At 39.4% G+C, this 13521-nt stretch carries 13 protein-coding genes; 6 read left to right on the top strand and 7 right to left on the bottom strand.

All coding sequences use genetic code 11. The features are described 5' to 3' along the window. The first annotated feature begins 12 nt into the window (after positions 1-12). The 5 genes from accC (at position 13) to L2567_RS05175 (ending at position 5937) form a co-directional block, all read left to right on the top strand. A complete protein-coding gene (gene accC / locus L2567_RS05195) occupies positions 13-1359 on the top strand; it encodes an acetyl-CoA carboxylase biotin carboxylase subunit (protein WP_235296685.1) in 1347 nt (448 codons plus the stop codon). After that, positions 1346-3154, top strand: a complete 1809-nt coding sequence (locus tag L2567_RS05190; protein ID WP_235296684.1) for an ABC transporter ATP-binding protein — start codon at positions 1346-1348, stop codon at positions 3152-3154. The genes accC and L2567_RS05190 overlap by 14 nt, the downstream gene beginning before the upstream one ends. Positions 3155-3251: 97 nt before the next feature. Then, positions 3252-4376: a T9SS type A sorting domain-containing protein gene (locus L2567_RS05185; protein ID WP_235296683.1), complete on the top strand. Its 1125-nt coding sequence runs from the start codon at positions 3252-3254 to the stop codon at positions 4374-4376. A gap of 83 nt (positions 4377-4459) precedes the next feature. Beyond that, complete coding sequence (locus L2567_RS05180; RefSeq protein WP_235296682.1) at positions 4460-5017, top strand: hypothetical protein; 558 nt, start codon at positions 4460-4462, stop codon at positions 5015-5017. Between the two features lie 47 nt (positions 5018-5064). Next, the gene (locus L2567_RS05175) at positions 5065-5937 is read left to right on the top strand and encodes a 1-aminocyclopropane-1-carboxylate deaminase/D-cysteine desulfhydrase (protein WP_235296681.1); all 873 of its coding nucleotides are present in this window, start codon (positions 5065-5067) and stop codon (positions 5935-5937) included. Between the two features lie 9 nt (positions 5938-5946). Here L2567_RS05175 and purN read toward each other — a convergent pair whose 3' ends face one another. From purN to L2567_RS05150, 5 genes are read right to left on the bottom strand one after another with little or no spacing between them, the layout of a single operon-like run. Next, the gene (gene purN / locus L2567_RS05170; protein ID WP_235296680.1) at positions 5947-6531 is read right to left on the bottom strand and encodes a phosphoribosylglycinamide formyltransferase; all 585 of its coding nucleotides are present in this window, start codon (positions 6529-6531) and stop codon (positions 5947-5949) included. Then, on the bottom strand, positions 6531-7430 hold the full coding sequence (gene porD / locus L2567_RS05165) for a type IX secretion system protein PorD (protein ID WP_454824039.1): 900 nt from the start codon (positions 7428-7430) through the stop codon (positions 6531-6533). Before porD ends, purN begins: the two co-directional genes overlap by 1 nt. A 2-nt stretch (positions 7431-7432) precedes the next feature. Then, a complete protein-coding gene (gene coaBC, locus L2567_RS05160) occupies positions 7433-8626 on the bottom strand; it encodes a bifunctional phosphopantothenoylcysteine decarboxylase/phosphopantothenate--cysteine ligase CoaBC (RefSeq protein ID WP_235296678.1) in 1194 nt (397 codons plus the stop codon). Next, positions 8623-8967, bottom strand: coding sequence for a DNA-directed RNA polymerase subunit omega (locus tag L2567_RS05155; RefSeq protein WP_235296677.1), 345 nt, complete (start codon positions 8965-8967; stop codon positions 8623-8625). Before L2567_RS05155 ends, coaBC begins: the two co-directional genes overlap by 4 nt. After that, the gene (locus tag L2567_RS05150; RefSeq protein WP_235296676.1) at positions 8964-9773 is read right to left on the bottom strand and encodes an outer membrane protein assembly factor BamD; all 810 of its coding nucleotides are present in this window, start codon (positions 9771-9773) and stop codon (positions 8964-8966) included. Before L2567_RS05150 ends, L2567_RS05155 begins: the two co-directional genes overlap by 4 nt. A 247-nt stretch (positions 9774-10020) precedes the next feature. Between L2567_RS05150 and L2567_RS05145 the strand changes: the two genes are divergently transcribed. Then, positions 10021-11640 (top strand): FMN-binding glutamate synthase family protein, encoded by a 1620-nt coding sequence (locus tag L2567_RS05145; protein ID WP_235296675.1) that lies wholly within the window; start codon positions 10021-10023, stop codon positions 11638-11640. On the opposite strand, the gene L2567_RS05140 is transcribed toward L2567_RS05145, so the two are convergent. Next, complete coding sequence (locus L2567_RS05140; RefSeq protein WP_235296674.1) at positions 11635-12462, bottom strand: tetratricopeptide repeat protein; 828 nt, start codon at positions 12460-12462, stop codon at positions 11635-11637. The genes L2567_RS05145 and L2567_RS05140 overlap by 6 nt on opposite strands. Further along, positions 12446-13513, bottom strand: coding sequence for a hypothetical protein (locus tag L2567_RS05135; RefSeq protein ID WP_235296673.1), 1068 nt, complete (start codon positions 13511-13513; stop codon positions 12446-12448). Before L2567_RS05135 ends, L2567_RS05140 begins: the two co-directional genes overlap by 17 nt. Between the last annotated feature and the right edge of the window lie 8 nt (positions 13514-13521).

The following is a 13521-nucleotide window of genomic DNA, read 5'->3' as shown; positions in this document are numbered from 1 at the left end:
TAATGCTCATATATGTTCAATAAAATTCTCATTGCTAATAGAGGAGAAATTGCCTTAAGAATCATTCGAACCTGCAAGGAAATGGATATTCTTACGGTCGCTGTTTATTCTACAGCTGATAAAGACAGTCTGCACGTACGATTTGCAGATGAAGCGGTATGCATAGGACCGCCCGCTTCTGCAGATTCCTATCTCAGCATTCCCAAAATCATGGCTGCGGTGGAAATCACCAATGCAGATGCTGTTCATCCAGGCTACGGATTCCTGGCAGAAAATGCAGATTTTGCGGAAGTCTGCCAACAATATGGTATTAAATTCATAGGTCCCACGCCGGAAATGATCCGTAAAATGGGAGATAAAGTAACTGCGAAAGAAACAATGATCAAAGCCGGAGTGCCAGTAGTTCCCGGATCAGATGGGCTGGTTAAGGATGTCAAGGAAGGTCAGAAAATTTCGAAAGAAATCGGATATCCTGTCATGATCAAGGCCACTGCAGGCGGCGGAGGAAAGGGTATGCGAATTGTCAAGTCTGAGGATAAGTTTGAGGAGATGTGGGACAGTGCCCGAAAGGAAGCCAAATCTTCTTTTGGTAACGATGGGATCTATGTTGAGAAATTTGTGGAAGAACCTCGTCATATTGAAATTCAGATCATAGGAGATCAGCATGGAAAGGTAATTCATCTTTCAGAAAGAGACTGCTCCATTCAAAGGAGGCATCAGAAATTAGTCGAAGAATCTCCCTCACCTTTCATGACCGATGAGCTCAGAGAAGAAATGGGAAAAGCGGCCATACGTGCAGGAGAATGTATTAACTATGAAGGTGTCGGAACTGTTGAATTCCTGGTGGATAAGTATCGTAAGTTTTACTTTATGGAAATGAATACCAGAATACAAGTGGAACATCCGGTAACAGAGGAGGTGATTGACCACGATCTGATTAAAGAGCAAATCAAAGTGGCTGCAGGTGAAAAGTTGACCGGCGAGAATTACATTCCGCAATTACACGCTATAGAATGTCGGATCAATGCTGAGGATCCCTACAATGGATTTAGGCCGAGTCCCGGCAAAATTGAGTCTTTTCATTCTTCAAAAGGGCATGGCGTCAGAGTAGATACCCACGTTTATGCTGGATATACTGTTCCACCGTATTATGACTCTATGATTGCAAAATTGATCTGCAAAGCTCAAACCAGGCAAGAATGTATAACGAAAATGAGACGAGCTTTGAATGAATTCATCATAGAAGGGATCAAGACGACCATCCCATTTCATAAACAATTGATGGAAGACAAGAACTTTATAGAAGGAAATTTTGATACTTCCTTCATGGATACTTTTCGCCTAAATGAAAGGGATTAAAGATTTAATAGGCTACTTTGCTCATTATAAATCTCATGTGATAGCAGCCATAGGGGCTAACATTCTGATGGCTGTTTTTGCCGTTTTTTCGATCCCACTCATCATTCCTTTCTTTCAGATTCTTTTTCAGAAAACTCCTAAGGTTTTGGAAGAACCCAGTTCTTCCACAGATGTGATGGCCTATATTGAATATTATTTTTCGGATATCATCAATTCGCTGGATCGTAAAGAGGCACTCCTTTACATCTGCCTCTTTTTCCTGGTCGTTTTTCTGCTAAAAAATGTCTTTCGATACCTGGCACTATTTTTTTTAGCACCTGCAAGAAACGGTATCATCAGAGATATTCGGAGTCAATTAATGAGTAAATATATGGAATTACCGTTGTCATTTTATTCAAATGAAAAAAGAGGGGATCTGATCAGTCGAATGAGTTCGGACGTACAAGAAGTGGAGGCCAGTATCCTCAATGTGGTCGAAGCCATTTTTAAAGCTCCGCTCATCATCATCGGCAGCCTATTATTCATGATATATGTCAGTCCGCAGTTGACCACATTTGTTTTTGTGCTCCTATTGATCACAGTAGTCATCATAGGCGGTATTTCTAAATCATTAAAGAAACAATCACATGCCGCCCAAAGCAAGCTAGGTGAAATGATTAGCGTAACGGAAGAAAGCATTGGTAATATCCGAACCGTCAAAGGATTTAATGCTGAAAAGACACAGTTGAATAAATTCGGGAAAGTCAATGATAGTTATATGCGTACGCTTACAAGGATTATCTGGAGAAGGGATCTTTCCTCTCCCCTTTCAGAATTTTTAGGCATCACAGTAGTTACCGTTCTACTTTATTATGGATCTACTCTGGTCTTCAGTGATCGATTAGAGCCTGAGACTTTTTTCGCCTTTATTTTTGCCTTTTATCAGGTTATAGAACCATCTAAATTATTTTCATCTGCATATTATAATATTCAAAAAGGCACAGCGGCCTTGGAACGAATACAGTCCATATATGATCTCCAAAATATTATTCTGTCAGAAAAAAATGGAGTAATAAAAGACGAATTAACTGAAAAGATTGAGATAAAGGATTTGACGTTTAGTTTTCCCAACTCAGATATAAAAGTGTTGGATGACGTCAATCTGACGATCCACAAGGGCAAACATTATGCATTGGTAGGAGCTTCAGGGTCGGGAAAAACTACTCTGGTCAACTTGCTTCCCAGATTCTATGAAATAAATCAGGGCGATATTTTAGTCGACCACATCCCTATTAAAAGCATCGATCTGAAAAGTCTTAGAAATCTTTATGGCATAGTTTCCCAGGAACCTACACTATTCCACGATACCATAAGCAATAATATTTGTTTCGGTATGGAAGATAAAAGCGAAGATGAAATCATCCAGGCCGCAAAAGTGGCTAATGCACATGATTTTATTATGGAACTAGACTACGGTTACGACACCATCGTAGGGGACAAAGGGTCCAAGTTAAGCGGTGGACAGCGCCAACGTATTACCATAGCGCGCGCTATCCTAAAAGATCCAGATATTCTCATTCTTGATGAAGCTACTTCCGCTCTGGATGCAGAATCCGAAGCACTTGTTCAGCAGGCACTGGAAAAAGCCATGAAAAACAGAACGGTGATCACTATCGCACATAAATTTTCCACCATTCAAAATGCAGATCTTATCGTTGTCATGAAAGAAGGTCGCATTCTTCAGTCGGGCAGCCATGAGGACTTGATGCAGTCGGATGGAGAGTATCTAAAAAATTTAGAATTACAAAGGTTGTAGACACTTTGAACACATTAGTATAAAAGAATGTATTAAAATAAATTAATCATTTGGGTAGTTCTATCTGGGCGATTACTTTTGTAGTTTCGTGCGTGCAATGATGAAAAGAAGTGTATTTGTAATCATATTTATACTGCCTGTGCTCCTGAAAGGCCAGATCACTATCGATGAAGGTATTCTCCCTAAGGTAAATGATGTTTACAATACTTTTATTGATGATATGCCGGAAGTGAATCTCGGAAGACAAGGGACCGATCAGGAATGGGATTTCAGTACGCTTAATTCGGGTCTGATCTATCAGACCACCATGTTACCGCCGGATCCTGTTCTTATCTTTAATGCGCTTGATTATGATTTTTTCATTCATTCCGGAAATAAGATCTATCGCTTATTCAAGAGGCAGGGAGATGAATTATATGAAGTGGCCATTCAAAGACCTCATCCGCTTAACAGTGACTTTATCGTTTTTGCAAAATATGAATCGCCTAAGTTGGTAGCGTACGGCCCTCTTTCCTATCGATCAGAAAAAACGGATCGCTCAAACATCTTTTTCTATATGCCTGGCAACCAAATTCCACAATTGATCCAGAAGAAACTTCCGATTACAGCAGATTCTCTCAGACTAAAAGTGAGTGAAGTAAGGGATTTCAGAGTAGATGCATCCGGTACGCTATTTTTACCATATGACCGTTTTGATGTTCTTCGACAGGAAATTACTTCCAGGACAACGACTTCGCTTGAGATCTACAGTGCTGGAAAGTGGTCAAAAATTAACGATTATATACTGGACCCCACTGGTGAGCTTCTCGGCACCGTGACGCAAAAGTCATATGTCTTTTATGCCAATGAAGAACCACTACCTTTGGCTTCTATTTTACTGAATGAAAATGGATCAATCAAAAATATTGAGGTTAAAGCACCTGGCACTATTGACAATTACGTTCCTGCTAATACTGACGAAAAGCGTTTGATTTTATCACCTAATCCAACCTATGGAGATGTGAAATTAGAATTGATGAATCTAGAGCCAGGAAAGTATTATTTCGAAGTTTTTAATATCATAGGGAAAAAACTCTGGGGAGATGAACTTGACATCAATCGAAAGCTATCTTCTACCAAATACAATTTTAGCTTCCTCGGTAAAGGTACTTATTTGTGGGCCATCACAGATGCCCAAGGAGTACGCATAACAACAAAAAGGTTGGTAATAGTCACTCCTTGATTTTCAAAATTCTGAGTAGTTATAGTAACATTTCATGCAACCCTCTCGTCTTGTTGGTGTCTATTAATCAAACACAAGAAATGATGAAGAAAACATTACTCGCTTTAACCCTTGCCATCTTTTGCTTATGCTTGAATGCTCAGAAAGACCAGACCATTTTTAGTAACAGTGGGCTGAGACTTACTGGAATCTGGGGCGGGACTACATCTAATTTTAACACCTCCTCCAATGACTTCGATTATTTCAGCGGTGGCTACTTTACGTTCGAGATCAGTAAAAAGGTTTTAATTGGCTGGAGCAACTACGAATTGAATACCATTATCAACGATTCAAGAGTGACCTTGGGTTCGAATGATTTTTTAGTAGGATATTCACCTATTTCATATAAACCTATCCACCCTTTTTTCTATACCAGCATCGGAAATGGAAACATTCGGATAGATGGAGAAAATGAGGGGAAGGGAATCAGCATTCAACCTGCAATTGCCCTTGAAGTGAATGTGCTGAGATGGTTGAGATTAAGTGTTGATGGAGGATACAGAATTATAAGTGGCTCTCAACTGGAGGCTGTTAGCGATAAAGATTTATCAGGTCCATATTTTGGATTAAGAGCAAAGTTTGGGTGGTCCTGGGGCCGATAACATGATGGCCACTTTTCCGGGAAGTGGCTTTTTTTATCTTTGCTCATGTGAACCTAGAGCTCAATATTCCAAGTCCTATATCTGAAGTTGAAATCGCTGGCAGAAAGGTCCTCATTAAGAGAGAGGATCTTATTCATCCTTCCCTATCAGGTAATAAATTCAGAAAATTAAAATACAATCTGGTTAACCTAGAAAACCAGGGGCATCAGTTGGTGGTCAGTTTTGGAGGTGCCTATTCTAATCATATTCATGCCCTTGCATTTGCGTGTCATTATTTCAAACTAAGACTCATCCTCTTCATCCGGGGAGAAGAAGTGAATAATCCTACGCTAGATCACGTTGAAGAATTCGGAGCTGAAATTCGATTTGTTACCAGAACCGAATACAGGACGATAAAGAATCAAACCTATTTTTCAGAATGGCCGGAGGCATATGTTATACCTGAAGGCGGTACTAATGATCTTGCTTTGAAAGGAGTAGGCGAAATGATGACGGAAATCGAACTTCAGGATGTGCAAATCTGCGTTCCTTATGGTTCAGGGGGCACGAGCCTTGGTATAATGTCCAACCTAAAGCCCAACTCTAATCTTCACATCTTCTCTGCATTAAAGTTCCCCTCATTTGAGATGGAATTCCTACTAAAATGTAGACATTTGAGAATAGAAGCCAGTCGATATATACTGCATGATGAATTTCACTTTGGTGGATATGGCAAATGGAATAGCGAATTGATCGATTTTATTAACTTATTCCCTATCCCACTAGATCCAATTTATACAGGTAAGATGTTTTATGGAATAAAGGATTTAATAAATAGAGAAAAGTTTGACCCCGATCGACCCATTCTGGCCATTCATACAGGAGGTCTTCAGGGTATAGCTGGCTTCAATGAAAGATTTGGCCATATCATCAGGACTTAAGTTGGGCGGCTAATCAGCTTGTGGCAGAGCATTTTCCACGAAAGCTTCTATCACTCTAGGATAATAGTAGTGCTCTAATTCTAAAACCTTTCGGCCAATATCCGATGGTCGGTCATCTGGTGTCAGATCAGTACTGGCTTGAAACAAGATTTTGCCTTCGTCATAATGCTCATTAACGAGATGGATACTGATTCCTGATTCTGTTTCTTTCTGGTCATATACAGCCTGGTGTACATGACTTCCATACATGCCTTTTCCGCCATATTTGGGTAGCAATGCAGGATGAATGTTCAGAATTCTATCTGTAAAAGCTCTAATAAGATAAGATGGAATTTTTAACAAGAAGCCAGCTAAAACAATTACCTCAATTTTCGAACTAGCCAGCTTATCCAAAACACCATCATTGGTATCTATCTGATTTTTAGAAAAATAAACGTAAGGGATACCCTCTTTTACAGCTTTGTCTATTACTCCAGCTTGCTTTCGATTGCTGACGATCATGGCTATATTCACATGATCATTTTCCCTAAAATAATCGATAATGGCTTGTGCATTGGATCCAGTTCCTGAAGCCCAGATGGCAATGTTGGTCATTACTTTTGTCTTAGTTCATTATACACCTTTGCCTGGGAAGGGTCTATTTCAGTAAGCATGTCATACATTTGAGAAATCTGCCTGGTATCTGATTGTTTAAATATCTCTACAATTTCCTTTCGCTTGGCATCCATAAACATCTGCACCGCCATTGAATTAGGAGCGGCAGCATTCACTGCCTGAACATCCTTTATGGCCGAAACCATGGAAGCCTTCGCCTTTCCCAAATCCCCTGAGGCCTCATCTAATCCCAACCTGTGATAATAGTAATACGCTTCTCGTACTCTCCTGGATCTAGGATTTAGTAAAGTCTCGATAATGGTGGTTCTACTGTCCCTCACAGAAATACTCCAACCATTTCCTCCAGAGCCCGGAGGGACGATGGAAGCAATGTTTCTTGCCATTTGCAGGAATCTTTCACCGCCCATTGGAGAAAATGTATCATAGTCTACTCCCAGCACATAGTAAACATAAAAGAGAAGTACCGACGAAAGATTGTCCTTGTAATCATTCACATTATTTTCCAGCGGTTGTAGTTGCACATAGGTAAATGGAATGCCTTCATCTTTGTAATTGATAACCTGAGTACTATAGTCAGAGTTAAAAACCGGTCTAATCGATTGGATTAATATGTCTGCGACAAAAGAGGTTGGAGAAATATCTTCTGTTATGGTGATTTGTAAGTTGCCTTTGATCCTTTCTTCTTCTTCAAATTCATCATCGGTCCATTTGGTGTTATTAATGAATTCCTCAATCTGTCCTTCTAAGCTGTTAAAAATTTTCGGATCAACCTGGCTTAAACTCGGGCTTGCTATGACCTTGACGTTAAAATCAAGCTCCTGGGCTACTAAGTTTAGTCCCATGAACAGTATAATTATACTCAGATTTATTCTCACCATTTTCATCGATTACCTTCTTTAAACAAATCCTTCAACTGATCTATTATATCTGCGGCCACTTTTTTCTTTGATTTCAGGTCAAACTTTTTAGTATGCTTATCTGAAAATACAAAACTGACCTTATTGGTATGATGCTCAAAACCAGCCCCTTCATCTTCCAGTGAATTCAAAACAATAAAATCCAGATTCTTCTTGATCAACTTTCGCTTTGCATTCTCCATAGCGTTGTTGGTCTCCAAGGCAAACCCTACAAGACGTTGGTTTGGTTTTTTACTTTCTCCTAATGCTGCAGCAATATCTCTGGTTCTTTGTAATTCAATCTTGAGGTCATCCTCCTTTTTCTTGATTTTAATTTCTGACTTCTCTTTTGGTGTGTAATCTGCCACCGCAGCGGCTAGTATTGCGGCATCACAATCATTGAAATGTTTTATGCATTCCTCGTACATCTCGGCTGCTGTCCGTACTTTAATTGTTTTTACGTTCGAAGATTTAGCCTTAATCAGACCTGGGCCTTGAACTAAAATAACTTGAGCTCCTCTCTCAGCCGCCACATCTGCAATTTCGACTCCCATTCTGCCGGTTGAGTTGTTGCCTAAAAATCTTACCGGATCCAGGTCCTCATAAGTTGGCCCGGCAGTGACTAAAATCTTCATTGAAAGCAGATCCGATACAATGTGTAAGTCGTCATCTAAAAAATCAATGATATGCTCAGGCTCAGCCATTCTTCCATCACCCACCAGACCAGAGGCCAGCTCTCCATGCTCTACGGGAATAATTTTATTTCCATAACTTCTTAGTAAATCCAAATTATGTAGGGTGGATGGGTGTTTCCACATATCCAGATCCATTGCTGGAGCGATATACACTGGGCATTTGGCAGATAGGTATGTGGCCACCAACATGTTATCCGCGAGACCATGAGCCATCTTCGAAATGGAGGTTGCCGTCGCCGGGGCAACGATAAATAGGTCAGCCCATAATCCGAGTTCTACATGATTACTCCATGTTCCTTCATGGAATAAGTCAGTTTCTACCTTGTTCTTTGAAAGTGTGGATAAGGTCAAAGGGGATATAAAAGACTGCGCAGATTCAGTCATTATGACCTTTACCTGATGACCTTTTTTAATGAAAAGCCTGGCGAGTATCGCGGATTTGTAAGCCGCAATACTCCCTGTAATGCCTATTAAGACATTCATTCATTATTGTTTCGCTCGCGCTGTTTGTATTCTGCTTTAAGTTCTCCGTTTAGGTATTCATATGTTGCGATGACGGCAGGGTTTGGCAGCCTCTCATAAAACTTAGAGATTTCGATCTGCTCCTTATTCTCATGCACTTCCTCTATGGCATCTGTGGTCACTGCAAATTCCTCCAACTTCTGATGAAGTTCTTCTTTAAGATCACCCGCAAGTTGATTAGCTCTCTTAGAAATGATTTCTAGCGTCTCATAAACATTCTGAGTTTTTGAGACAAATTTCTCCATATCTTTTCCTTGAAGATTAGGATCTATTCCTTGAACCTGTGTTTTTAAATCATTCATACTGATAAAGATTTTATCTGTTCGTTAGCATTTTCGATATCACTCCTAAGTTCCTTGAGGTACTTACTTTTCGGATACCTTTTCTTAAACTGATTATAGTACTTTAAAGTTTCTTCGAAACGTTCTTTCTTCTTGTCATATACACTATTGGCGGCCAATAAGTATGCCGACTTGATAATGTAATAATAAATTTCCTGATAATTATCGGTATCAGGGTAATCCAGCAAAACGTTCTTAAACGAGGTAATTGCGGATTGGTATTCCCTAATTCTAAAATATAGCTTGCCCTGTTCAAAAGCTTTGATTTCCAATTTAGCTCGCAACTCTTCAATCATTTCATTGCTTTCTCCCACTTTTTCACTCATCGGAAAATTATTTACGAAAAGTTGCAATTCAGCGATGGCTTTCTCTGTATAAGTTTGATCGAGTCTAAAAGATGGAGACAAAAGATAATTCGAATAGGCTGCCATGAAACTAGCTTCTTCTCTTCGAGGTGAGTTTCCGAACGTTTTAGCGTAGCTATCAAAATAATGTGCAGCCAAAATATAATCCCCCAGCTCATAGTGAGTTTGTGCATAATTGTAAAAAATATCATCAGCCTCTTGTCTCCCCCGATAAAAAGGGATAATAATGTCGTAAAGAGATTGAGCTTTAAGATATTGTCCTTGCTTGTATAACTTGTTGGCTTCCTTTAAGATGACAGGTGGATCATTACTGGTCCTGATCTTCTCAAATTCTGTTTTACAAGACGTAAAAGCAAGAATACACAATAAGATGGTGAATAGAAAATGTACGGATTTACTCATGCGGGCACAAAATTACGTTTTTTCTACTAACGTAGCAAGTTTATGTTCGTGTTATCTCCAAGTAGTTAAAAACTTCTTAAGATCTTCGACAGAGATAGCTTATAATGATGAAAAAAAACATCAAAAATCCATGAAGGATCCAAAATGGATCGAAGTTTCAGGCACTTTAAACAAGAATTATGAGTAGGAACTCACTTTGTTTTTCAAAAGATAGAATTACCTTTCGTTGTGTCAATTTAATAATGGTATGCGACAAATTTTTATATGGACTTCAGTCACTTTAACTATACTGGTTATTGTATTAGCTGTACTTGTAAATGAACATTTTTATTATGCCTTTCTGTGCATAGGTCCACTGATTCTTCTCGGTGTTTATGATATGCTTCAAACCAAACATGCCTTGATGCGAAACTTTCCTTTGGTAGGAAGGTCCAGATATATACTTGAGTGGTTTCGTCCAAAAATATATCAGTACTTTATAGAGCCTGATCACGACGGCCGACCTTTCTCAAGGATCAATCGATCTTTAGTCTATTCAAGGGCTAAGAATGAGACATCGACTTCTCCTTTTGGAACCCTTCTCAATGTATACGATGAGTCTTATGAGTGGATGAATCACTCGATTGCAGCCCTAAACCATGAAAAAATAGATCACAATCCAAGAGTTACAATAGGAGGTCCTGACTGCCTGAAACCATATCCGGCCAGTATTTTCAATGTTTCGGCCATGAGTTTTGGCTCTTTGTCAAGTAACGCCATTGAAGCCTTAAATGGTGGGGCAGCCATTGGCGGCTTTGCGCATAACACCGGCGAAGGTGGTATCAGTCCTTATCACGATGCCTTTGGTGGCGACCTGATATACCAAATCGGAACAGGCTACTTCGGGTGTAGAAATGATGAGGGTCATTTTGATCCAGACTTGTACAGGAAAAGAACATCTGCTGACAATGTTAAAATGGTGGAGCTTAAACTTTCGCAAGGTGCCAAACCAGGACACGGAGGCATTCTTCCTGCTTCAAAAGCCACAAAGGAAATCGCAGAAATAAGAAATATCGAGCCGGGAAAAGCGGTGCTTTCTCCGCCATACCATACGGCATTTAGCACACCCATTGGGTTACTTGAGTTTATTAAAAAGCTGAGAGATCTCTCTGGAGGCAAACCCATTGGTTTCAAGCTTTGCATTGGGCATAAATCAGAGTTTTTGAGCATTTGTAAGGCTATGGTCAAAACAGGCATTAAGCCTGACTTCATCAGTATTGACGGAGGAGAAGGAGGTACAGGTGCTGCTCCCGTTGAGTTTAGTAATTCTGTAGGTATGCCTTACAAAGATGGTCTGTCCTTCGCTTATAATGCTCTTGAAGGATTTGACTTAAAAAAAGACATTGCACTCATTGCGTCTGGTAAAATCGTCAGCGGCTTCGATATTTATCGTTCTCTGGCATTAGGAGCAGACTTGTGTTATAGTGCAAGAGCGATGATGATGGCAGTGGGATGCATTCAGGCTCTGGAATGTAACAAAAATTCCTGTCCCACCGGAGTAGCAACTCAGGAACCGCATTTGGTAAAAGGACTAGTGGTAAAAGATAAGAAAGAAAGAGTTGCAGAATATCATAAACAAACGGTCAATAGCTTTATTGAGTTGATGGCGGCATCGGGCGTTGACAATCTTGATGCCATTAATAGATCTTTTATCTATTCCAGAGTTTCACCTGACAAAATAGCCCGTTATGACCAATTGTACCCCTATATTCCCGCAGGATGTTTATTGAAAGAATCCACCATTCCGGTGCATTACAAAATGCATATGGACCTGGCAGATGAAAATGTTTTCATGAAAAATGCTTTGCTGGAAAAAATGCACCTATAATTCTTTATCCACCATTGACAGCAAATCATAAACCTGGGACAACTGTACTTCATCAAAGACTTCGAAGTATGGATGTGTTTTCTTAACACCTCGGCAAAGCAATTCTTCAGCTTTCCACAAATAAGATTTTGCTTCCTCCCATTCTCTCATACGAATTTTGGTTTCTCCCAGGTAAACGTAAGCCATGGTACAATTAGAATACATGTCAATGGCCGTTTGAAGGTCATGAACAGCATCTTCCAGGCACTCATGTCTTAAATTGGCAATACCACGATAGACGTAGACATATTCAGAGGTATTTATCCCTTCGATGTAGATGCAATGATTAAATTCACTTACTGCCTGGTCATACATTCCCATCTGTTTATAAGCCAATCCTTTAAGATAATGGACATTTTCACCCCAAACGTAGGTTACTCCCTGTGTGATATCATCGTAATACTCCAAGTCCTCAAGTGCTTGCTCATAATTTCGATATAAGGATAACATGTGCCAACTGGTGTAATAAAGTGCGTTAGCAGGGTCTAATTGTATCGCTTTTTCCATCAAGGGATAACCCTGATGAAAATTTCCCGTCTGAGAAAATTTGAAAGATTTTCTTCTATAATATTCTTCTTTTTCAGGATTGAGGGCAAGTAAGGTATCTAACTTAGATTGTCGTAAAAGGCTACCTTCGTACATTTTCTTAATTTCATCTGAAATGCGTGCTTCCATATCCAATCGTTCCTCCGAAGTATAGAAATATTGCAAACGATATTCCAGAGGTACCTGCTGGCAAGAGGATAAAATATATATTACAAAAAGGCTACGGATAAATTTCATCGATCTCGCCATTTTTGATTCTGAAAATTAAAAACTTATACGTATCGAGGATTTGTCCTCTTCGCTCCCCTGCAACCCATGGTCCAGCATGTGTTAATATTTCTTCTATTTGACTGCTAATATCAGGATGGAGCTTTGACAATTCATAACTTTCATTCATTTCAAGTAATTGCAACTGCCCCATTTGACCCTCACAATTGATGATGAATTGAGCTCTAATGTGTCCATCTATATTATCTCCGGTCACTTTTTGATACTTATCATTAAAAATCTTTGTCAATTCATAAAGCCCTCCTTCAAATCCAGAATATTTAAAAAAGTACCAGGAACTCCAGCTGTTTTCATATAAATAAGGATTACAAAGCCTGAAGGAGGACATTGGCACGTTTTCTACACTTGCTTTAGTCAATTCATAAGCTAAGGTTTTGAAAGAATGACCACTCCATTTCTCGAGCACCAGACTATCCTCTGTCACTTTAATGATTTGGGCCACTTCACTGAATGGTTCTTCACAACCTTTAAAATCATCCTTCGTTTTGAGAAAGACAAGATCCTTTACACGGTATACTTGCCAACAGTAACTGGTCTTCACATTAGAATTCAAATCTGCTTCGAATAACGTTGTTTGTTTGAAATCAAGTATCTCCCGATTGCTTTTCCAGTTTCCTTGCATTAACCGACTCCTGATTACTGCATCCTCCATTTTTAAAGGAGCATTTCTTGCGCGTTTGAAAATTCTCGGATATAAATAACCCATTTTAAGTTGGTCATCAATCATTGACACCTCTTTACGATCATACTTTTGGTAAGGAAAAAAAATAGAATCCGGATCTAAAATCAAAGACTGAAATGTATCGGTTTCTGATCCTTGAGCATATTGAATTTCACTCGAGGTGTTGATTTGCATCACCTGATTAAATGGCACATAATAATCCATGTCTAGTTGAAGACTACCGGCCATCCATATTCCTGTAAGTTTTTCCAGGGTGACCGCCTGATATTCAGGTTGGCAGCTCGTCAGAACAAATAATATAATTATTAGGTTTTTCAATTGTTAAA

It is taken from the genome of Portibacter marinus (genome assembly GCF_021533195.1).
GTDB classification, from domain to species: domain Bacteria; phylum Bacteroidota; class Bacteroidia; order Chitinophagales; family Saprospiraceae; genus Portibacter; species Portibacter marinus.
The sequence above is the reverse complement of the archived record's forward strand: the minus strand, read 5'-3'. Positions and strand labels throughout refer to the sequence as shown.

Coding starts and splice junctions, on each gene's coding strand:
- purN (WP_235296680.1), bottom strand. CDS start 6,531: ATGACCAACATTGCCATCTGGGCTTCAGGAACTGGATCCAATGCACAA.
- accC (WP_235296685.1), top strand. CDS start 13: ATGTTCAATAAAATTCTCATTGCTAATAGAGGAGAAATTGCCTTAAGA.
- L2567_RS05185 (WP_235296683.1), top strand. CDS start 3,252: ATGATGAAAAGAAGTGTATTTGTAATCATATTTATACTGCCTGTGCTC.
- L2567_RS05155 (WP_235296677.1), bottom strand. CDS start 8,967: ATGAATGATTTAAAAACACAGGTTCAAGGAATAGATCCTAATCTTCAA.
- coaBC (WP_235296678.1), bottom strand. CDS start 8,626: ATGAATGTCTTAATAGGCATTACAGGGAGTATTGCGGCTTACAAATCC.
- L2567_RS05190 (WP_235296684.1), top strand. CDS start 1,346: ATGAAAGGGATTAAAGATTTAATAGGCTACTTTGCTCATTATAAATCT.
- porD (WP_454824039.1), bottom strand. CDS start 7,430: ATGGTGAGAATAAATCTGAGTATAATTATACTGTTCATGGGACTAAAC.
- L2567_RS05145 (WP_235296675.1), top strand. CDS start 10,021: ATGCGACAAATTTTTATATGGACTTCAGTCACTTTAACTATACTGGTT.
- L2567_RS05180 (WP_235296682.1), top strand. CDS start 4,460: ATGAAGAAAACATTACTCGCTTTAACCCTTGCCATCTTTTGCTTATGC.
- L2567_RS05140 (WP_235296674.1), bottom strand. CDS start 12,462: ATGAAATTTATCCGTAGCCTTTTTGTAATATATATTTTATCCTCTTGC.
- L2567_RS05150 (WP_235296676.1), bottom strand. CDS start 9,773: ATGAGTAAATCCGTACATTTTCTATTCACCATCTTATTGTGTATTCTT.